The sequence below is a fragment of the Paraburkholderia sp. DD10 genome, assembly GCF_049177125.1.
Lineage (GTDB): Bacteria > Pseudomonadota > Gammaproteobacteria > Burkholderiales > Burkholderiaceae > Paraburkholderia > Paraburkholderia terricola.
In genome coordinates this window covers 2185333-2206782 of sequence record NZ_CP185393.1, presented here as the reverse complement: position 1 = coordinate 2206782, position 21450 = coordinate 2185333, and the positions used below count along the sequence as shown (strand labels likewise).

Sequence of the window (21450 nt, the reverse complement as noted above, 5' to 3'; positions counted from 1 at the left end):
GGTACGCCCGGCACGGCGGACAACGCGGGTTCACCATGAGCGAGACGCGGGCCATGATGATTGCGTCGAACCGAGCCGCGAGCCGCGAGCCGTGAGCATCGAGCACCGAGCACCGAGCCCCGAGCACCGAGCACCGAGCACCGAGCACCGAGCACCGAGCACCAAGACGAGCACCGAAACGACCCGCCGCGCCACCCGCCAGCACCAAAGAAAAAGGCGCCGCAGCGCCTTTTTCCTCATGCAACTCCCGAAAACAAACGCTCACGCCTTCGCGCGCTTGCCTTCGACGTCCGGCAGAAACACCGTCAGCACGCCGATCAGCGGCAGGAACGAGCACACCTTGTACACGTAGGTGATGCTGGTGGCATCGGCTAATTGCCCGAGCACCGCCGCGCCGATCCCGCCCATGCCGAACGCGAAACCGAAGAACAGCCCCGCGACCATGCCCACCTTGCCGGGGATCAACTCCTGCGCGTAGACCAGAATCGCCGAGAACGCCGAGGCCAGCACCACGCCGATGATCACCGTCAACACGCCGGTCCAGAACAGGTTCGCGTACGGCAGCAGCAGCGTGAACGGCGCGACGCCGAGAATCGACACCCAGATCACGTACTTGCGGCCGATCCGGTCGCCGATCGGCCCGCCGATCACCGTGCCCGCCGCGACCGCCGCGAGGAATACGAACAGATGGACCTGCGCGGCCTGCACCGGCAAATGGAACTTGTCGATCAGATAAAAGGTGAAGTAGCTGTTGATGCTGGCGAGATAGAAGTACTTCGAGAACACCAGCAGGACCAGCACGCCCATCGCGAACATGACCTTGTTGCGCGACAGCGTGGCGTGAGCGGTCTGGCCGCGCGCCTTCTTCACCGACGGATGCTGCTTGTACCAGCGGCCGATCTGCGTCAGCACCACGATCGCGACGAGCGCGGCGACCGAGAACCACGCGATGCTGCGCTGCCCGTGCGGAATCACGATCAACGCGGCGAGCAGCGGCCCGAGCGACGAACCCGCGTTGCCGCCCACCTGGAACAGCGACTGCGCGAGACCATGACGGCCACCCGAAGCCATGCGCGCCACCCGCGACGATTCCGGATGGAACACCGACGAACCGCAGCCGACCAGCGCCGCCGCCACCAGCAGCACGCCGAAATTGGGCGCGACCGACATCAGCAGCAGGCCCGCGAGCGTGAAACCCATGCCGACCGGCAGCGAGTACGGCTTCGGATGCTTGTCGGTATAGATGCCGACGAGCGGTTGCAGCAGCGACGCGGTGATCTGGTAAGTCAGCGTAATCAGGCCGATCTGCCCGAACGACAGCGCAAAGTTGTCTTTCAGCATCGGGTAGATCGCGAGGATCAACGACTGGATCATGTCGTTGAGCAGATGCGAAAAACTGATCGCGCCCAGCACGGAATACACCGTGCGTTGCACTTTGGCGGGCGCTTGCGCGCCGGCGAGGGCGCTTTTGTCGAGGCTCGTTTCCATACGTGAGTTCAGAAAAGAAAGGGTGGCGGCCGCGTTGCAACGCCGCGATGCCTGGGAGCGGGGCGTCGCGGCATATCGACGCGGCCTTCGGCGTTGCGAGCTAATTGCCGAAGTTTAATGTGGCTTGAGTGAATTGTAAGGACAAGCTTTGTCGAGAATCGGACATGCGCAACCCTAAAGAGCATCGAAAAAGGCGCCCAGACGCGAGCGGGTCGCACCGCCGCGGTGCTCGCCGCAGATCGGCTGCCATGACCGTTCGGGTGTGGCAAGTGGCCGGATAAATGCGCCTGGAGTGCGCTTGGAGCGATTTTTGGCCGTGTATAAAACGGTCGCGGACGCGCCGCTCATCTGACCGGCGCGCCAAAACCGGGCGGCACGCAAGCGGCTTTTTCTCGACGCGACGCTAAAGATCGCGGAGGTTGATGCCGTAGACCCGGAGAGATAAGCAGCAATGAAGCAGCCCTGCCGGAATCGACCTTTCCGGCAGTCCGAACTCGTGGGGACGGGAAAATATGAAAGTCATTTCGCCAGGCGGCCAGACGGGCGCGGGGTTCGTACCGGATGCACAAGCGGCTGGCAAGTCGCCGTCGCGTGGACAGGGCGGCCGCTCGCGCGCCGTGCGGTTCAAGGGCTTGCCGGTGAGGATAATGCTGCGCCTCGCGTTCGCGGTGCTGCTAGTCGGCACGCTGCTGATCGGCGTATTCTCGCTCACGCAGATCAGCCGCCTGAATGCCTCCACGCAATCGATCTACGACCAGGGCCACGTCGCCAGCCGCGCGGCTGAGGAAGCGCGCGGCTACATGCTGCGCGCGAGCCGCGCGCAAAAAACGCTGCTGACCGCGACCACCGCGAAGGAGCGCGACGAACTGGGCGCCGACATCGACAAGGGCCTCGCCGGCCTCGGCGCGCAACTGGGCACGCTGCAGCAGTACGTCGATTCATCCGACGCGAAGGCGGTCGATCAGCAGAAGAAATTCGCCGCCGCCGTCACGACATGGAGCGGCCACCTGCGCGACTTCGTGACGCTCGTGAAGGCGCAGCCGCTCGATCTGTCGCAGATGAACTGGCAGGTCGGCACGCAGGACGTTTCGCTGCTGGTCGAGACCGGCAAGCTCGAAAAGCTCGTCGACGAACTCGTCGCGCAGCGCGGCACGGCCGCGAAGGCGACCATCGACGCGTCGGGCTTCATCTATCACTCGTCGTTCGTGATGATCGCGGTGATGACGCTCGGCCTGATCGTGCTGGCGTTCGGCATCAGCGAATGGGTGGTGCGGCGCCTTGCCCGTCAACTCGGCGGCGAACCCGCGTATGCGAAGGAAATCGCCAGCCGGATCGCGGCGGGCGATCTGACGAACCGGATCGCGCTCGGCCGCAACGACAGGTCGAGCATGTTGTACGCGCTGCACGACATGCAAGGCGGTCTCGCGACGACGGTTTCCGACATTGCCGCGAGCGCGGACGCGATTGCGACCGCCTCGGGCGAGATTTCGATGGGCAATCAGGACCTCTCGCAACGTACCGAACAGCAGGCGATGGCGCTCGAGCGCACCGCGAGCAGCATGGAGCAGTTGACGTCGACCGTGCGTCAGAACGCCGACAACGCGAAGCAGGCGAGCACGCTCGCCAACAACGCGTCGGAGATCGCGGAGAAGGGCGGCGAGGTGGTGAGCCGCGTGGTCGCGACGATGAACGAGATCAACGACAGCGCGCGCAGTATCGGCGACATCATCGGCGTGATCGAGGGCATTGCGTTCCAGACCAACATTCTGGCCTTGAACGCGGCGGTCGAGGCGGCGCGGGCGGGCGAGGAAGGGCGCGGGTTTTCGGTGGTCGCCGCGGAAGTGCGCAACCTGGCGCAGCGCAGCGCGGCGGCCGCGAAGGAGATCAAGGGGTTGATCGGTGCTTCCATCGAGCGGGTGAGCAATGGCTCGACCCTGGCGCAGGACGCCGGGCAGACGATGGACGAAGTCGTCAAGGCCGTGAAGCGGGTTACGGACATCATGGGCGAGATTTCGGCGGCGTCGTCGGAGCAGAGCGCCGGGATCGAGGAGATCAACCTCGCGGTGACGCAGATGGATTCGGGCACGCAGCAGAATGCCGCGCTCGTTGAACAGGCGACGGCCGCTGCGCGGTCGCTGGATGATCAGGCGCGGGGGTTGAAGGAGATGGTGGGGAAGTTTAGGTTGTGATTGTGTTTTTGGGTTTTTTGCCTGCGCGGCGCTGTTGGTGGTGGTTGTTGCTTTGTTGGCCTTTGCTTGATTTGTTAGTGGTCTATTGGCGTTGCCCCTGTGCGGGGCGGCACCTACTTCTCTTTGCCGGCCGTGTACAGACCGGAGACATGGTTGACGAACGTGCGAGGACATCGTTGACACTTTATGGTCAGCGGTTTTCGCTCCTCAGGTCAAGGGTGAGGATGCGGTGATGGGCAAACCAGAATTCAAATACGCCGTCTTCGCCGTCCTTTGCGCGTGCTGCAACCGGCAGCCGGTAAAGTGCTTTCGAGACCTTCAGGCGCCGTCCTTCAAAGCGTAGCTCGCCATTTGCCTTGACCCGCAGCACCACGTCATCCGGGCCGTACTCCGGCTCGCGCAGGACCGATGGAAACGCCCGCGGGCTCGGCTGGTAACGGCTCATCGGAGTGTCCATGCCGATCGCCTCGTGCGGGCGCTCGCAGTTATAGATGGTGCGCCAGCGGTCCAGTTCGCGTTGCACGTGCTGCTGGGTGGCGAAGCTCCGTTCGTTCAGCACTTCGGCCTTCAGCGTGCGGTGAAACCGCTCGTCCTTGCCGTTGGTCTGCGGATGGTAAGGCCGGCTGTAGCTGATGCGGATCCCCAGCCGGATCAGCCAGACGGCCAGTTCGGTGAGCTGCCCCGGGCTGCCCGGTGAACCCCATGGCGAACCGTTATCGGTGTTGATGCGCAACGGCAGGCCGTAGTGGCCGAATGCCTCGCGCAGGCCCGCCTGCACCGTGGCCGTGTCGGTTGGCCCACAGGCGCGCAGCAGGATGCTGAAGCGCGAATGGTCGTCGAGCACCGTCAGGGGGCTACAACGCCCCTGTTCGAGGGTATCGAAGTGTCCCTTGAAGTCCATCTGCCAGAGGACGTTGGGCTGCTCGTGCTCAAAGCGCTTCCAGGGTTCACTCATCGCTGAACCGGCCGGCAGGATCAGATTGTGCCGGTGCAGGATGGCTGTCACGGTGCTGGGCTGCGGCACCGCTTCAAAGCCCAGATCCCGCAGGCGCCGGCTGATCTTGCGGCCGCCCCAGCGCGGGTGTGCCTGACGCAGGCGCACCACCTCCTGCTCCATCTCAACCGTGGTCTTCGAGGGACTGCTGGCAGGGCGCCGCGACTGATCCGCCAGCGCGTCCTCGCCACGTCTGAGCCATTTGTAGCCGGTCTGCCGGCTGATGTTAAAGCGCTCGCACAGTTCGGTGACCGTGAGCGTGCGCCGACTGGCCAGATGAACAAATTCCTGTCTGAGGCTCATGGTGTCTCTTGCGTTCCAGGGCATGGTCGGGACCGGGCGTTTTCGTACCCGGAAGTGTCAACCATGTCCTCGCACACCTGTCAGCTATGTCCCCGGTCTGTACACCGGCCGCAAAGAGAAGTAGGCAAGAGAAAGCGGCTCACACCGCCAGTTCTGAAGTGGGTCCCCTGGCTTGGAGGGGATTGTGGTGCATCTGGAATCGGTGCCCTCGCACACTCCGCCCTCGTGACACAGCAGTCATTCTTCCGGCGGCGCTGCGCGCGCCGTCGCGGTACTTCATCAAACCGCAGGCGGCTTCCTCGGTCAGCAGTCGTTCTTCAAACCGTAGGCAGCTCCTGCGGTCGGCAGTCGTTCTTCGGACCGCAGGCAGCCTCTGCGGTCAACAGTCGTTCTGCAAACCGCAGGCAGCTTCCTCGGTCAGCAGTCGTTCTTCGGACCGCAGGCAACTTCGTGGTCAGCAGTCGTTCTGCCACCGGTAGCGCTGCGTGCGCCGAGCGCGTCGGTGCGAGGGGCCGGACCGTTAGCGCCGACCCGCAACCGCCGCCCCGGAACCAGCGACACGTTCGAAACAGCCGCCTGTTTTCGGCGCCACGTCGAGGCGAAGCCTATGGCCAACACCGCGCCCAAGCGAAGCCGCTGGTGTGCCGACGGACCCTTCCGGCGAGCACGCAGTGCAAGGCGGGAAGAATGACTGCCTTGTCACGAACGCCGAATGCGCGAGGGCACCGATTCCAGATGCACCACTGTCCCCTCCAAGCCAGGAGACCCGCTTCAAAGCTGGCGGTGTGAGCCGCTTTCTCTTGCCTACTTCTCTTTGCGGCCGGTGTACAGACCGGGGACATAGCTGACAGGTGTGCGAGGACATGGTTGACACTTCCGGGTACGAAAACGCCCGGTCCCGACCATGCCCTGGAACGCAAGAGACACCATGAGCCTCAGACAGGAATTTGTTCATCTGGCCAGTCGGCGCACGCTCACGGTCACCGAACTGTGCGAGCGCTTTAACATCAGCCGGCAGACCGGCTACAAATGGCTCAGACGTGGCGAGGACGCGCTGGCGGATCAGTCGCGGCGCCCTGCCAGCAGTCCCTCGAAGACCACGGTTGAGATGGAGCAGGAGGTGGTGCGCCTGCGTCAGGCACACCCGCGCTGGGGCGGCCGCAAGATCAGCCGGCGCCTGCGGGATCTGGGCTTTGAAGCGGTGCCGCAGCCCAGCACCGTGACAGCCATCCTGCACCGGCACAATCTGATCCTGCCGGCCGGTTCAGCGATGAGTGAACCCTGGAAGCGCTTTGAGCACGAGCAGCCCAACGTCCTCTGGCAGATGGACTTCAAGGGACACTTCGATACCCTCGAACAGGGGCGTTGTAGCCCCCTGACGGTGCTCGACGACCATTCGCGCTTCAGCATCCTGCTGCGCGCCTGTGGGCCAACCGACACGGCCACGGTGCAGGCGGGCCTGCGCGAGGCATTCGGCCACTACGGCCTGCCGTTGCGCATCAACACCGATAACGGTTCGCCATGGGGTTCACCGGGCAGCCCGGGGCAGCTCACCGAACTGGCCGTCTGGCTGATCCGGCTGGGGATCCGCATCAGCTACAGCCGGCCTTACCATCCGCAGACCAACGGCAAGGACGAGCGGTTTCACCGCACGCTGAAGGCCGAAGTGCTGAACGAACGGAGCTTCGCCACCCAGCAGCACGTGCAACGCGAACTGGACCGCTGGCGCACCATCTATAACTGCGAGCGCCCGCACGAGGCGATCGGCATGGACACTCCGATGAGCCGTTACCAGCCGAGCCCGCGGGCGTTTCCATCGGTCCTGCGCGAGCCGGAGTACGGCCCGGATGACGTGGTGCTGCGGGTCAAGGCAAATGGCGAGCTACGCTTTGAAGGACGGCGCCTGAAGGTCTCGAAAGCACTTTACCGGCTGCCGGTTGCAGCACGCGCAAAGGACGGCGAAGACGGCGTATTTGAATTCTGGTTTGCCCATCACCGCATCCTCACCCTTGACCTGAGGAGCGAAAACCGCTGACCATAAAGTGTCAACGATGTCCTCGCACGTTCGTCAACCATGTCTCCGGTCTGTACACGGCCGGCAAAGAGAAGTAGGTGCCGCCCCGCACAGGGGCAACGCCAATAGACCACTAACAAATCAAGCAAAGGCCAACAAAGCAACAACCACCACCAACAGCGCCGCGCAGGCAAAAAACCCCGCAAAACCACTACCTAACCGCCGACTTCCCCCCACCAGCCACCGGCGCCCCATCCTCCGCAGCCGCGTCCCGCGTCTCCGGCATCGCCGCCCACACCAGCAAGACCGCCAGCGCCCCGGCTGCGGCCAGGCCAAAAAAGCTAACCGCATTGCCGAAATGATCGGCCACGAACCCAGCAGCAGTCGTGCTCAAAGTCGCCCCAATCCCCGCCGCCAACCCGAACAACCCGATACACAAGTTATACCGGCCCTTGCCGCCGGCCACGTCGGCGGCAATCAGCGGCAGCATCACGCCGAACACCGCGGCGCTCAGCCCATCCAGCATCTGCACCGGCACCAGCAGATAAGGGCTGCTGATCCCCGCGAACAGCAACGCCCGTATCGGCAGCGCCGAAAAGCCAAGCAGCAGGATCGGCCTGCGTCCCCAGCGTTCGGCCGAGCGCCCGACCCACGGCGACATGATCGCCACGATCGCTTGCGGCACGATGATGCACGCGGCGATCACGAGCTGCACGTTGTCGCCCATGCCGGCCGTCACTTCGCCCGCGGCAAGATTCAACATCGCCGCATTCGACAAGTGGAACAGCACGATGCACGCGGCGAACAGCAGCATCCGCTTGTCGCGCAGCAATTCGCGGAGGCTCTCGCGCCGTTCGATCTGCTGCGGCGTCGGTCCGGCCTTGGGCAGTTCGATCGTGTCGGTGCGCTGGATCATCGTCAGCGCGATCAGCGCGGGCACGGCGAGCCCGGCGGTCAGCCAGAACACCGCGCGCGGCGAATAGTATTCGCCGAATACGCCCATCAGCCCGGCCGCGACCGCGCTGCCGATCGACGCCCAGCGCGCGTTGCGGCCCAACCGGTCGCCGAGATTCGCGCGCCCCACCAGCGCGAACGAGATCGCGGCGAGCGCCGGCGTCAGCATGCAACTGGCGAAGCCGTGGAACACCTCGGCGGCGATCACCGGCAGCACCGTCGGACTGGCGGCCAGCAGCACCGCGCTCAGGATGATCGCGATGATCGCCCACGCAGCCGCGCCCTTCTTGTTGCGCAACGCGTCGACGGCGGCGCCGCCCGGCACCTGGCTCACCATCGCGCTGATGGTGCCCACCGAGAGCGCCATGCCGATCTCGCCCTGCGTCCACTTATGCGACGCGAGATACGACGCGATGAACGGCCCAAAACCCGTTTGCACGTTGGCGACGAAAAAATTCAGCCAATCGAGCGCGCGCAGACTGCGCGCGGTTACCAGAGTGCGGCCTGTCATCGGGCCGCCCGTGCGTTGGAAACCGCGATGGCCGTGGCCGCGGAGGCAGCCGCCGCCGGAGCCGCGGATGCGGCAGCGGGCGGCGCGGGTGGCGGCGCGGGCGACACCGCGCGAATCGGCTTGTCGCTCGCGTAGGGCGGCGTCGCGTTGATCTGGGCGTCGCTCAGATCCAGCAGCGGATGCAGTTCCTTGTCTTTCGTGACGAAACGCAGCGCCGACCAGTTCGCGGCAATCGTGCGCCGCTCGGTGCTGACCATGCCGTTGACGTCGAGCACGACCGCTTGCGGCTGCGCGTTGGCGTCGATCAGCACGTCGATCACGCGGCCGACCTTGCCGCCGTTCGAACGCTCGACGGTCGTGTCGATCAGCGGCAATTGCACAGGGGAGGCCTTCGCCACGGGCGTTGGCGCGGCCGTCGGATTGAGCGTGATGGGCGCGCTCTTCGCGGTCGGCGTGAAGCGGAACGCGCCCCACGGGAAGATCACCTTGCGATCGCCGACGCCGAGGAAGCCCTGCAGATTGACGACGATCTCGCGCGGCTTGCCGAGCGCGTCGGTGGTCATGTCGACCGCGCGGCCGACCACCTTGCCGTCGGGCTTCTGCACTTCGCTGTCGAGCAGCGCGCGCGCGTCGTTGCGCTCGATCGTGCGCAGCACGATCAGCGGCGGGGGCGGTGGAGGCGGCGGCGCGGGTGCGGCGACGGGCGGCGGCGGCTCGACCTTGTGCGGCTTGACGACCGGCTTCCTGGGCTTTCTCGGCTGCTCCGGCCCGGCCGTCTCGGTTTCGACCGGTTCGGGCTCGGACGCCGCCACGGGCGCGCTCGCCGGCTCCACGGGCATGATCGTGGCCTCGACGATCGGCGCCTGCTGCGGGCCCCACAGCAAGCTGCCGCAACCGGACAGCGCGAACATCGCAAACACAGCAAGAAGCAGAAGACGCCAGGCAGGACGCGAAAAACCGCCGCTCATCAAGAAGGACTCCGTGGGCCGGTGCGGGCGGGCGCTGTGGACCGCCGCGGTTAGACAGGTACGGGCCAGAGTGTAACCCGCGGCGTCGGCCGGTCCCGGTTTTGCCAGGCTGCGTCTCTTCCCCAAGCCCACAACGGCCTTTCACGCTTTCATGACAAACCGTAGGTGTAAACGCGCGGACCGCCGACGCGCTTCGCCGTCGCTTGGACGATATAAGCGTCGCGACATGTCGGGCATGCCATTCATGCGATGGGAGACATATTTGTGTTGGCCTACATTTCGACACGACAAGAGCCGCACACATTGAACCAACGCCACGAGACGAACCTGACGACGCCCGCATCGGCGGCCGTTTCAGCACGCTGATAAAGGAGGCATTCATCATGATGGAACCCCACGCCCAGCCGATTTCCGAAGTCGGCGCCGAATCATTCGACGGTAAAGGCTTGCTCGACCGCTACTTCGAAATTTCCTCGCGCGGCAGTTCGCAGCGTCAGGAAATCGTCGCCGGCATCACGACCTTTCTCGCGATGGTCTATTCGGTATTCGTCGTGCCGGGCATGTTCGGCAAGGCGGGCTTCGACACCAGCGCGGTGTTCGTCGCCGTGTGCCTGACCACGGCCTTCGGCTCGCTGCTGATGGGCGTGTGGGCGCGTTTGCCGATCGCGATCGGCTGCGCGATTTCACTCACTGCGTTCACCGCGTTCGGCCTCGTGCTCGGCAAGGGCTTGCAGCCGAACGTCGCGCTCGGCGCGGTGTTCCTGATGGGCGTCGTGTTCACCGCGATTTCGGTGACCGGCGTGCGTTCGTGGATTCTGCGCAATCTGCCGACGGGCATCGCGCACGGCACGGGCATCGGCATCGGCCTGTTCCTGCTGCTGATCGCCGCCAACGAGGTCGGCTTGGTCGTGAAGAATCCGGGCGCCGGTCTGCCGGTGTCGCTCGGTCATATCACGGCGCTGCCGGCGTTGATGTCGGTGGCGGGGCTCGCGGCGATCTTCGGTCTGGTGCGCCGCCGCGTGCCGGGCTCGATCCTGATCGTGATCGTCGCGATCTCGGCGCTCGCGCTGCTGATCGATCCGGCGGTGTCGTTTCATGGCGTGTTCGCGGTGCCGTCCCTGAGCGCGCCGGGCCATGCGTCGCTGATCGGCGCGATGGACCTCAAGGGCGCGCTCTCGATGGCCGTTCTGCCGAGCGTGCTGGCGCTCGTGATGACCGCGGTGTTCGACGCCACCGGCACGATCCGCGCGGTCGCGGGACAAGCGGGCCAGCTCGACCAAAACGGCCGCATCATCAACGGCGGCCGCGCGTTGACGGCCGATTCGTTGAGCTCGATTTTCTCGGGCCTGCTCGGCGGCGCGCCGGCCGCGGCCTACATCGAATCGACAGTGGGCGTGGCGGCCGGCGCCAAGACGGGCATGGCGGCGGCGGTGGTCGGCCTGCTGTTCCTCGTCGTGATGTTCTTCTCGCCGCTCGCCGGCCTCGTGCCTTCGTATGCGACGGCGCCCGCGCTGATGTACGTGGGTCTGCTGATGCTCTCGAACGTCAGCAAGCTGCACATGGACGACATGGTCGACGCGATGTCGGGTCTGATGTGCGCGGTGTTCATCGTGCTGACCGCCAACATCGTGACGGGCATCATGCTCGGCTTCGCGACGCTGGTGATCGGCCGCGTGGTGAGCGGCGAGTATCGCAAGCTGAATGTGGGCACGGTGGTGATCGCCGTGGTGCTGGCGGGTTTCTATCTGGGCGGTTGGGCGATCTGAATTCCGCTCGAGCCCTTGCACGGAGTTTGCTGGTTGTATTGCAGTGACGTGAGGGCAGGACGCTTGCCGTTTTGCTCCAGCATGTAGCCGGTTGTTCTCCATCTCGATGCGGCGCGTTGCAGCGCCTTGTTTGCGACGCGCCGCATGTCTTTTATGCCGCGTTCTCCTTCCCGCGTTCTCGCATGTTTCGATAAAGTGCGGACCTGTCCTTGACATCCGCATTCGCGTTTCTATACTTAACCTCATGGTTAAGTTTAACGAAGCGCTACTCGATCGCACCTTCGCCGCGTTGTCGGACCCCACGCGGCGTGCGCTGGTCGCGCGTTTGTCGCGCAACGAACTGTCGGTGAGCGAACTCGCCGAGCCGTTCGCCATGTCGTTGCCGGCGGTGATGAAACATCTCGACGTGCTGTCCGACGCCGGTCTCGTCACGCGCAGCAAGACCGGCCGCACGGTTGCGTGCCGGCTCTCCGCCGGACCCATGGAAGAGGCGATGGAGTGGCTGCGCCGCTATCAGCACTTCTGGTCCGAATCGCTCGATCGTCTCGCCGCTTTAGTCGAAGAGGAGGCAGCGCCACCTCCGCCCAGTCCGGCTTCATCTCGCGGTGGCGGCTCGACGCCACGTCCGCGAAAGTCTTCCGCGCCAGGACGGAACAGGCGCAAATCATGAAGCGGATGCATGCGGGCGGCGCCGAAGCAGTCCTTGGACCACGAATTGCTGGAACGCTATTTCGCCTGACATTGCGTGAAATCGCGCAACTTGCGTGATGCGAATCCGCATCGCGCAGAGTCATTCTGAAAAGGAGACGCACATGGACCCGCAACATCGAGTTGGCACGAGAGAAGAATGGCTGGCCGCCAGCAGGGCGTTATTAGCCGAAGAGAAAGCGCACATGCGCGCCGGCGACGAGCTTGCGCGCAAACGCCGCGCGCTGCCGTGGGTGAAGGTCGATAAGACCTACGTGTTCGATACGCCGCAGGGCCGTAAGACCCTCGCCGATCTGTTCGACGGCCGCAGCCAGTTGATCATCTATCACTTCATGATGGGACCGGACTGGGAAGAAGGCTGCGTTGGCTGCTCGTTCCTCTCGGATCACATGGTCGGTATCGTCACGCATCTCGAACATCACGATGTGTCGTATGTGACCGTATCGCATGCGCCGCTCGAAAAAATCGAAGCCTTCAAAAAACGCATGGGATGGACGTTCCCGTGGGTGTCGTCGAGCGGCAGCGATTTCAACTTCGACTATCACGTGTCGTTTACGCCCGAGGAACTGGAGAGCAGGAAGGGTTTCTACAATTTCACCGAACAGGACGTCGGCATCGACGAGCAACACGGCCACAGCGTGTTCTATAAGGACGAAAAGGGCGACGTGTATCACACGTATTCGTGCTACGGCCGCGGCGACGAGCGCTTCATCAACACGTATGCGCATCTGGACGTGACGCCGAAGGGCCGCAACGAGGCGAGCAATCTGACCGACTGGGTCAAGCATCACGATCGCTATGAGGAGAAAGCGCACGGCGGTTGCGCGGCGTGCGGCTAATGCGGGAAGCGAGATGCAGGAAAAGCGCGTGATGTCGTGCACATCGACGCCACGCGCCCATCGTAAAGCTGGCGCGAATAAGCCGGATTGCGAGTCGATATGGCTCAATGGCCGCTCAAAGCGCCATGTCGAAAGCGGGCCTGAGGAACAGTTCGATCGCCATCACGACGAGACCCATCGCGGCCGCCGACAGCGTCAACGTGCCGTATTCGTCGTAGCGTGCGTCGTAGAGGCACGCCACGACAAAAAGAATCGCCAGCAGGTTGGTCAGCCAGTCGAAGTTCAGCGCCAAGGTCATCGTTGCAATCCGGGCTCACGTGCGAGACGGATTGTCGAATCGCACTATCGGGTGAGCGCGATTCTATCGAGTGGAGCTTACGGATTCGCAACGCCGACGCTTACACAGCTTACGTCCCTCAAGCCTCTTGCGCCCCGAAGGAAGCCCCCTTGGGGGACATCATGTCGTGCTCGATCCACTCGATCACCGAAGTGCGTTTCGGCTCCCAGCCGAGCAGTTTGCGCGCACGCTCGCCGCGCACGCGGCTGTTCGAACCGAGGCCATACGAGGCCATTTCATAGCCCCATTCCTTTTGCGCTTCTTCGAGCGGCCAGGCTTGCGGCTCGCCCAGTTTCATGACCCGCGCGATCGCGGCGCTCATCTCGCGGAACGACGCTTCGCCGCTTTCGACGAAATAGAACGTGCCCGCCGGCGTTTTCTCCAGCGCGAGGCGATACAGTTCGGCGACGTCGTCGATATGCACGTTCGACCAGATGTTGCCGCCGCTGCCCACGTGCCGCACCACGCCGCTCTTTTGCGCCTGACGCACGAGTCGCGGCAACTGCACGCTCGCGCTGTCCGCCACCGCGCCGTGACCGTAGATCAGCGTGTTGCACAACACCGCCGAGCGGATGTTCCGCTGCGCCGACTCGAGCACCTGCCGATCGATCGCGACGCGCGCCGCCTTGTCGGCGCTCGGTTCGGGCAGCGCGTCCTCGTGATAGACGCGCGCCTGACCCGCCTCGCCGCCCGACGCATCGCCGACGATGCTCGAACCGCTCGTATGCAGGAACGGTTTGCCGGACCCGGCGAGGCCTTCGATCAACGCGGTTACCGCGCCTTCGTGATCGCTGCTCGCGGCGTTGATGACGGCGTCGGCGGCCTTTGCCTCGGCGATCAGCAGCATGCGGTCGTCGAGCGTGCCGATAACGGGTTCGATACCGAGGCGTTGCAGCTCGGCGCTATGTTCGGACTTGCGGATCAAACCGCGCACCTGATGGCCGGCGCGCACGAGGTGCGCCGCGATCGAACCGCCGATAAAGCCGCTTGCGCCCGTGATGAAAATCTTCAAGACGTTCTCCTGGGAGAAATGGAGGGAACACGAATGACAGGCCCGCAGTATCCGTCGTCTCGATTCTCGCAAAAAGCGTGTTAGTCTCAAATCAATCTTGATTTGAAATCAACAATGAAGACTTCCACCGACGAACTGCTGGTGTTGGTCACCGTGATCGACAGCGGTTCGATCACGGCGGCCGCCGAGAAATTGCAGCAAACCGTGTCCGGCGTGAGCCGCGCGCTCACGCGCCTCGAAAAGAAACTCGACACCGCGCTCGTGCGGCGCACCACGCGCCGTCTGCAATTGACCGAAGAGGGCGAGGCTTTCCTGCGGCGCGCCCGCGCGATTCTCGACGCGATGGAGGAGGCCGAGGAATCGGTCACGCGCGGACGCGAGCGCCCTTCGGGGCGCCTGCGCGTGGATGCCGCATCGCCGTTCATGCTCCATTGCATTGCGCCGCATATGAAAGCGTTTTCGGCGTTGTATCCCGAGATCCGGCTGGAGTTGACCAGCAACGAGCGGATCGTCGATCTGCTCGAACAGAAGGTGGACATCGCGATCCGCATCGGCGCCTTGCAGGATTCGACCTTGCATGCGCGAGCGTTGGGCAGCAGCAAGCTGCGGGTGGTCGCGAGTCCCGCGTATCTGGCCGAATATGGCGAGCCGCGCTCGGTGGAAGCGTTGCGCGCGCATCGTCTGATCGGCTTCACCGCGCCCGAGCATCTGAATCGCTGGCCGCTGCGCGAAGGCAGAAAGGGCCGCGCGGAGTCGCTGAAAATCGAGCCGGCGATCACCGCATCGAGCGGCGAGACGCTGCGGCAACTGGCGCTTTGCGGATGGGGCATCGCCTGCCTCGCCGATTTCATGACCGCGGCCGACATCCGCGAGGAACGGCTCGTGCCGATTCTCGGCAACGTGCTCGTCGACGAGCGGCAGCCGGTGAGCGCGGTGTATTACCAGAGCGCGTCGTTGGCGGGGCGCGTGCAGTGCTTTCTGGATTTCATGGCGGCGCGGGTGAGGCTGTAGCGGTTCTTTCGCGAGAGTGCGTCTGAAGAAGCCCGCGGCTCGCCTGAGCGCGGGCTTTTTTTCGCCGCGAGCGGGCTCTTCTATAACTCTCTAAACGGGTGAATCCGCGTGACGGCGCGGCATCGAATTGATTGACCGGCTGGCGCGGCGTATTTTGGACGTGTATATACAAGTTGACGCCAATCTCGACCAAAGGCCATGAGAACGGCAATGCCGAACGAAGCGCCGGTTCAAGGACCCACATGCCTTGTGAACATCGCACCCTAATGGAAACTCCCAGGCCGGCAGCTTTAAAAACAGGTTGTATATACAAGACGGCGCAGCTAGACTTCTCTCAAATTGTATAGACAGGACAACCCAACCATGATGACTCTGAAGCCCGGCCACCTGACCCTCCCGCAACTGCGCCGCATCGCCCGCGAACACGTCGCGCTGCGGCTCGATCCCGCCAGTCACGCCGCGATCGACGCCTGCGCGCAAGCCGTCGCCGATATCGCCGCGAAGGGCGAGCCGGCCTACGGCATCAACACGGGTTTCGGGCGTCTCGCCAGCACGCATATTCCGCACGACCAGCTCGAACTGTTGCAACGCAATCTGGTGCTCTCGCACGCGGTGGGCGTGGGTGAGCCGATGTCGCGGCCGGTGGTGCGTCTGTTGATCGCGTTGAAGCTGTCGAGCCTCGGTCGCGGTCACTCGGGCATTCGCCGCGAAGTGATGGAAGCGCTGATCGCGCTGTACAACGCCGATGTGCTGCCGGTGATTCCGGTCAAGGGTTCGGTCGGCGCATCGGGCGACCTCGCACCGCTCGCGCATATGTCGGCGACGCTGCTCGGCGTCGGCGAAGTGTTCGCAAAGGGCGAGCGCATGCCGGCCACCGAAGGTCTCGCGCTGGTCGGCCTGAAGCCGCTCACGCTGCAAGCCAAGGAAGGGCTCGCGCTGCTCAACGGCACGCAGGCATCCACCGCGCTCGCGCTTTACAACATGTTCGCGATCGAGGACCTGTACCGCACCGCGCTGGTGGCGGGCGCGTTGTCGGTGGACGCGGCAATGGGTTCGGTCAAGCCGTTCGACGCGCGCATTCACGAACTGCGCGGCCATCGAGGTCAGATCGACGCCGCGGCTGCTTACCGTTCGCTGTTGCAAGGCTCGGGCATCAACGTTTCGCACGCCGATTGCGACAAGGTGCAGGACCCGTACAGCCTGCGCTGCCAGCCGCAAGTGATGGGCGCGTGCCTCGACCAGATGCGCCATGCCGCCGACGTGCTGCTGCTCGAAGCGAACGCCGTCTCCGACAATCCGCTGATTTTCCCGGACACGGGTGAAGTGCTGTCGGGCGGCAACTTCCACGCGGAGCCGGTCGCCTTCGCCGCCGACAACCTCGCGCTTGCCGCCGCTGAAATCGGCGCCCTGGCCGAACGCCGCATCGCGTTGCTGATCGACGCCACGCTGTCGGGTTTGCCGCCGTTCCTCGTGCGCGACGGCGGCGTGAATTCGGGCTTCATGATCGCTCACGTGACGGCCGCCGCGCTCGCGTCGGAGAACAAGACGCTCGCGCATCCGGCGTCGGTCGATTCGCTGCCGACTTCCGCGAACCAGGAAGATCACGTGTCGATGGCGACCTTCGCCGCGCGCAAGCTTGGCGACATCGCGGAAAACACCGCGAACATCCTGTCGATCGAATTGCTTGCCGCCGCGCAAGGCGTCGATCTGCGCGCGCCGCACAAGACCAGCCCGAGTTTGCAGAAAGTGATGGACGCGGTGCGCAAGGACGTCGCGCACTACGAAATCGATCATTACTTCGCGCCCGACATCGCGGCGGTGACGCGTCTCGTGCAGAACGGCACGATCGCGAAGCTGAGCCCGTTCTCGTTCGCCTCCGAGCAATAAGCCATCACTTCACCCGCCATCGAGCGACTTTCAGGCACGCGGACCAAGCCAAACATGAACGCACCGGCTTACCAGGGCATCAAGGACTTCATCCTCGCGCGCATTCATGCGGGCGAATGGGCCGAAGGCGACCAGGTGCCTTCCGAGAACGAACTCGCGCGCGAATTCAACGTCGCGCGCATGACGGTGAACCGCGCGTTGCGCGAGCTGACCTCGGAGCAGGTGCTCACGCGCGTGCAGGGCTCCGGCACGTTCGTCGCGCGCCCGAAGTACGAATCGACGCTGGTGGCGATCCGCAGCATCTCGGACGAAATCGTCGCGCGCGGTCATCGTTATCAGGCGAAGGTGCTGCACATCGGCGCCACCATCGCCGACGAGGCGCTCGCCGCGGAAATGAACCTGAACGCCGGCAGCCCGGTATTTCATTCGCGCGTGCTGCATTTCGAAAACGACGAGCCGGTGCAACTCGAGGAGCGCTGGGTCAACCCGGCGGTCGCGCCCGAGTACGCGTTGCAGGACTTCACGAACACCACGCCGAATCAGTACCTCGTGCGCGTCGCGCCGTTGCAGCGCGTCGAGTACCGCATCGAGGCATTGGCCGCCGATGCGGATACCCGCGAACTGCTGACCATGGACGAACTGGAACCCTGCCTCGTGCTGCATCGGCGCACGTGGTCGCAAAGCCAGGTTGCGTCGATCGCCAACCTCTGGCATCCCGGCAGCCGCTATCGCTTCACCGGACATTTCTGATTTCGCTACTTTCCGCACATCTCCTGAACATTCTTCAAGCATTCCGAGGGCCACCATGAACAACCCCAAGCACATCGATCCGCGTCTCGATCCCACCCGTACGATCCGCGCGCCGCGCGGCGCGGAAAAGACCTGCAAGACCTGGATCGCGGAAGCCGCGTACCGGATGATCCAGAACAACCTGGACCCGGAAGTCGCCGAGCATCCGCATGCGCTGGTCGTGTACGGCGGCATCGGACGCGCCGCGCGCAACTGGGATTGCTTCGATCAGATTCTGGCCTCGCTGAAAGACCTGAACGAAGACGAGACGCTGCTGATCCAGTCGGGCAAGCCGGTCGGCGTGTTCCGCACGCATGCCGACGCGCCGCGCGTGCTGCTGGCGAACTCGAACCTGGTGCCGCATTGGGCGACGTGGGAGCATTTCCACGAACTGGATCGCAAGGGCCTGATGATGTACGGGCAGATGACCGCGGGCAGTTGGATCTATATCGGCAGCCAGGGCATCGTGCAGGGCACGTATGAGACGTTCTTCTCGGTCGCGAACCAGCATTTCAACGGCGACCCGAAAGGCCGCTGGATTCTGACCGGCGGTCTCGGCGGCATGGGCGGCGCGCAGCCGCTCGCCGCGACGATGGCCGGCTTCTCGATGATCGCGGTGGAGTGCGACGAGACGCGCATCGACTTCCGTTTGAAGACGCGCTACGTCGATCAAAAAGCGCGGACGCTCGACGAAGCGCTCGCCATGCTCGATGAAGCGAAGCAAGCGGGCAAGCCGGTGTCGATCGGTTTGCTCGGCAACGCGGCCGACGTGTTCGCCGAGTGCGTCGCGCGCGGCATCACGCCGGATTGCGTGACCGACCAGACCAGCGCGCACGACCCGATTCACGGCTATCTGCCGCAAGGCTGGAGCGTCGAGGACTGGCGCGAGCGTCAGAAGACCGCGCCGGATTCGATCGTGAAGCCGGCCAAGCAGTCGATGGCCAAGCAGGTTCAGGCCATGTTGACCTTGCAGGAACGCGGCGCGGCCACGCTCGACTACGGCAACAACATCCGTCAGATGGCGCTGGAAATGGGCGTTGAAAACGCGTTCGATTTTCCGGGCTTCGTGCCGGCGTACATTCGCCCGTTGTTTTGCGAAGGCAAGGGTCCGTTCCGCTGGGTCGCGCTGTCGGGCGACCCCGAGGATATCTACAAGACCGATGCGAAGGTCAAGGAACTGATCCCCGACGATCCGCATCTGCACAACTGGCTCGACATGGCGCGCGAACGCATCGCGTTCCAGGGTCTGCCGGCGCGCATTTGCTGGGTCGGCGTGAAGGATCGCTATCGCCTGGGTCAAGCGTTCAATCAGATGGTCAAGAACGGCGAACTGAAGGCGCCGATCGTGATCGGCCGCGATCACCTGGACACGGGTTCGGTCGCGAGCCCGAATCGCGAAACCGAATCGATGAAGGACGGCTCGGACGCGGTCAGCGACTGGCCGTTGCTGAACGCATTGCTGAATACGGCAGGCGGCGCGTCGTGGGTGTCGCTGCATCATGGCGGCGGTGTGGGCATGGGCTTCAGCCAGCACTCGGGTGTCGTGATCGTCGCCGACGGCACGGACGAAGCGGACAAGCGCCTCGGCCGCGTGCTGTTCAACGATCCGGCCACCGGCGTGATGCGTCACGCGGATGCGGGCTATGAACTCGCTCAACAAACCGCGCGCGAGGCGGGTCTCAATCTGCCGATGCTCGGCCGTTGATCGTGGCGCTTCGCAGCCCGCCCGCCGGCAGCATGGCAAGCATCGCACTGATTCGCGGCGCCGATCTCGTGGCGGCGCCGTGGAAGAACGGCGGCGGCGTCACGCGTGAAGTGGCGGTCTTTCCCGAAGGCGCCGCGCCCGACGATTTCGTGTGGCGGGTCAGCGTCGCGGATGTCGCGCAGGCCGGGCCGTTCTCGCGCTTTGCGGGCATCGATCGCACGCTCGTGCTGTTGTCCGGCGCGGGCATGTTGCTCGACGAAACGGACGGCGCAAACGCGCATGCCGCGAAGACGCATGCGTTGGCGCAGCCGCTCGATGTCGCGCGTTTCGCCGGTGAAGCACGAATCGACGCGCGCCTTATCAACGGCGCGACGCGCGACTTCAACCTGATGGTGCGGCGTGGCGCGGCGGTGGGCGAGCTTGAAGTGTGGCGCGGCCGGATGCAGCCACGCAGCTTATCCGCGGACGTCGCGTTGCTGTTTTGCGCCAGCGGTTCGGTCGAAATCACGCTGGCCGACCGGCAAGCGCTGACGCTCGAACAGGACGACACGCTGCGTATCGATACGCCCAACGCGCTGCCTTGCACGATCCAGGGCGCGGGCGCGGTGCTCGCGACCAGCATCCGCTATAGGTCTATACGTAACGACGCGCGACGATGACGACGATTCGCGAGTACGTCCCGGCACTCCGCCACGCGCACACGCGAATCACCACGGAAACGCAACGAGCTGCAAAGAGCACGCGATGAAGCAAACCGTCTGGCATCACCTGAAACTTTGCCCGCAGGGCGATCCGCAGCACACGCTGCCGGATGCCGCGATAGCCGTTGAAAACGGCAAGATCGCCTGGCTCGGCGCGGCCGCCGACCTGCCCGCCGACTACGCCGCCTGGCCACGCGAGGATCTGCACGGCGCGTGGGTGACGCCGGGCCTCGTCGATTGCCACACGCATCTCGTGTACGGCGGGCAGCGCGCGGACGAATTCGCGCAACGGCTCGCGGGCGTCAGCTACGAGGAAATCGCGCGGCAGGGCGGCGGCATCGTCTCCACGGTGCGCGCCACGCGTGCCGCCGATGAAGACTCGCTATTCCGCCAATCGGCCGCACGTCTTGCGCCCTTGCTGGCCGAAGGCGTGACCGCCGTCGAAATCAAGTCGGGCTACGGCCTCGATCTCGCCAGCGAGCGCAAGATGCTGCGCGTCGCGCGCCGGTTGGGCGAGCGCTATCCGGTGACGGTCTATACGACGTTTCTCGGTGCGCATGCGTTGCCGCCCGAATTCGCCGGCCGCGCCGATGCGTATATCGACGAGGTGTGCAACGTCATGTTGCCCGCGCTTGCCGACGAAGGTCTCGTCGACGCGGTCGATGTGTTCTGCGAGCGCATCGGTTTTTCGCTGGCGCAAAGCGAGCGCGTGTTCAACGCCGCCGAGCGCTACAAGCTGCCGGTGAAGATGCATGCCGAGCAGTTGTCGAACGGCGGCGGCGCCGGCTTGGCGGCGCGTCATCGTGCGCTGTCCGCCGATCACCTGGAATTCCTCGACGAAGCCGGCGTCGTCGCGATGAAAGAAGCGGGCACCGTCGCGGTGTTGCTGCCGGGCGCGTACTACTTCATTCGCGAAACGCAATTGCCGCCGCTGGACTTGCTGCGGCGCCACGAGGTGCCGATCGCGATTTCCACCGACAGCAACCCCGGCACTTCGCCCGCCACCTCGCTGCTGCTGATGATGAACATGGCGACCACGCTGTTTCGCATGACCGTGCCCGAAGTGCTGCAAGGCGTGACATCGCATGCGGCGCGCGCGCTCGGCAAAGCCGATACCCACGGCGCGCTGGAAGCAGGGCGCGCGGCGGATTTCGCGGTGTGGCCGGTCGACTCGCTGGCCGAGCTGGCTTACTGGATTGGGCGTCCGTTGTGCGCGCGAGTCGTGCGCGCGGGCGAGACCGTTTATACGCGGCGTGAATTGAGCTAAGGCCCGA

At 64.5% G+C, this 21450-nt stretch carries 17 protein-coding genes; 11 read left to right on the top strand and 6 right to left on the bottom strand.

Annotated elements, in window-relative coordinates:
- Positions 1-261: 261 nt before the first annotated feature.
- The gene (locus tag ACOCG7_RS25130; protein WP_244744825.1) at positions 262-1488 is read right to left on the bottom strand and encodes an MFS transporter; all 1227 of its coding nucleotides are present in this window, start codon (positions 1486-1488) and stop codon (positions 262-264) included.
- Between the two features lie 512 nt (positions 1489-2000).
- On the opposite strand from ACOCG7_RS25130, the gene ACOCG7_RS25125 reads away from it, so the two are divergent.
- The gene (locus tag ACOCG7_RS25125) at positions 2001-3677 is read left to right on the top strand and encodes a methyl-accepting chemotaxis protein (protein WP_244744826.1); all 1677 of its coding nucleotides are present in this window, start codon (positions 2001-2003) and stop codon (positions 3675-3677) included.
- Positions 3678-3867: 190 nt separating this feature from the next.
- On the opposite strand, the gene ACOCG7_RS25120 is transcribed toward ACOCG7_RS25125, so the two are convergent.
- Positions 3868-4998: an IS481 family transposase gene (locus ACOCG7_RS25120; protein ID WP_421377795.1), complete on the bottom strand. Its 1131-nt coding sequence runs from the start codon at positions 4996-4998 to the stop codon at positions 3868-3870.
- 880 nt (positions 4999-5878) lie between these two features.
- Here ACOCG7_RS25120 and ACOCG7_RS25115 point away from each other — a divergent pair.
- Entirely contained in the window at positions 5879-7009 is a 1131-nt protein-coding gene (locus tag ACOCG7_RS25115; RefSeq protein WP_421377795.1) for an IS481 family transposase, read from the top strand.
- Between the two features lie 190 nt (positions 7010-7199).
- Here the strand turns inward: ACOCG7_RS25115 and ACOCG7_RS25110 are convergent, their stop codons facing one another.
- The gene (locus ACOCG7_RS25110) at positions 7200-8453 is read right to left on the bottom strand and encodes an MFS transporter (protein WP_073432447.1); all 1254 of its coding nucleotides are present in this window, start codon (positions 8451-8453) and stop codon (positions 7200-7202) included.
- Complete coding sequence (locus ACOCG7_RS25105; RefSeq protein ID WP_244744827.1) at positions 8450-9421, bottom strand: PRC-barrel domain-containing protein; 972 nt, start codon at positions 9419-9421, stop codon at positions 8450-8452. The genes ACOCG7_RS25110 and ACOCG7_RS25105 overlap by 4 nt, the downstream gene beginning before the upstream one ends.
- Positions 9422-9804: 383 nt before the next feature.
- On the opposite strand from ACOCG7_RS25105, the gene ACOCG7_RS25100 reads away from it, so the two are divergent.
- From ACOCG7_RS25100 to ACOCG7_RS25090, 3 genes are all read left to right on the top strand, one after another.
- On the top strand, positions 9805-11187 hold the full coding sequence (locus ACOCG7_RS25100) for an NCS2 family permease (protein WP_083084178.1): 1383 nt from the start codon (positions 9805-9807) through the stop codon (positions 11185-11187).
- 244 nt (positions 11188-11431) lie between these two features.
- Positions 11432-11857: an ArsR/SmtB family transcription factor gene (locus tag ACOCG7_RS25095; RefSeq protein ID WP_244744828.1), complete on the top strand. Its 426-nt coding sequence runs from the start codon at positions 11432-11434 to the stop codon at positions 11855-11857.
- A gap of 142 nt (positions 11858-11999) precedes the next feature.
- Entirely contained in the window at positions 12000-12734 is a 735-nt protein-coding gene (locus tag ACOCG7_RS25090) for a DUF899 domain-containing protein (RefSeq protein WP_083084174.1), read from the top strand.
- 115 nt (positions 12735-12849) lie between these two features.
- On the opposite strand, the gene ACOCG7_RS25085 is transcribed toward ACOCG7_RS25090, so the two are convergent.
- Both ACOCG7_RS25085 and ACOCG7_RS25080 read right to left on the bottom strand, forming a co-directional pair.
- Complete coding sequence (locus ACOCG7_RS25085) at positions 12850-13032, bottom strand: hypothetical protein (RefSeq protein WP_083084172.1); 183 nt, start codon at positions 13030-13032, stop codon at positions 12850-12852.
- Positions 13033-13150: 118 nt separating this feature from the next.
- Entirely contained in the window at positions 13151-14083 is a 933-nt protein-coding gene (locus ACOCG7_RS25080; RefSeq protein ID WP_244744829.1) for an NAD-dependent epimerase/dehydratase family protein, read from the bottom strand.
- A gap of 114 nt (positions 14084-14197) precedes the next feature.
- Between ACOCG7_RS25080 and ACOCG7_RS25075 the strand changes: the two genes are divergently transcribed.
- From ACOCG7_RS25075 to hutI, 6 genes are all read left to right on the top strand, one after another.
- Positions 14198-15094, top strand: a complete 897-nt coding sequence (locus ACOCG7_RS25075) for a LysR family transcriptional regulator (protein WP_244744830.1) — start codon at positions 14198-14200, stop codon at positions 15092-15094.
- Between the two features lie 363 nt (positions 15095-15457).
- Positions 15458-16981 (top strand): histidine ammonia-lyase, encoded by a 1524-nt coding sequence (hutH, locus tag ACOCG7_RS25070; protein WP_176035801.1) that lies wholly within the window; start codon positions 15458-15460, stop codon positions 16979-16981.
- Positions 16982-17035: 54 nt separating this feature from the next.
- Entirely contained in the window at positions 17036-17731 is a 696-nt protein-coding gene (gene hutC / locus ACOCG7_RS25065; protein WP_244744831.1) for a histidine utilization repressor, read from the top strand.
- A gap of 55 nt (positions 17732-17786) precedes the next feature.
- Positions 17787-19475, top strand: a complete 1689-nt coding sequence (hutU, locus tag ACOCG7_RS25060) for a urocanate hydratase (RefSeq protein WP_083084166.1) — start codon at positions 17787-17789, stop codon at positions 19473-19475.
- Between the two features lie 32 nt (positions 19476-19507).
- Positions 19508-20134 carry a HutD family protein gene (locus ACOCG7_RS25055; RefSeq protein WP_083084371.1) on the top strand — a complete coding sequence of 209 codons (627 nt, stop codon included), beginning with the start codon at positions 19508-19510 and terminating at the stop codon, positions 20132-20134.
- A gap of 85 nt (positions 20135-20219) precedes the next feature.
- A complete protein-coding gene (hutI, locus tag ACOCG7_RS25050; protein ID WP_244744832.1) occupies positions 20220-21443 on the top strand; it encodes an imidazolonepropionase in 1224 nt (407 codons plus the stop codon).
- Positions 21444-21450: the final 7 nt, after the last annotated feature.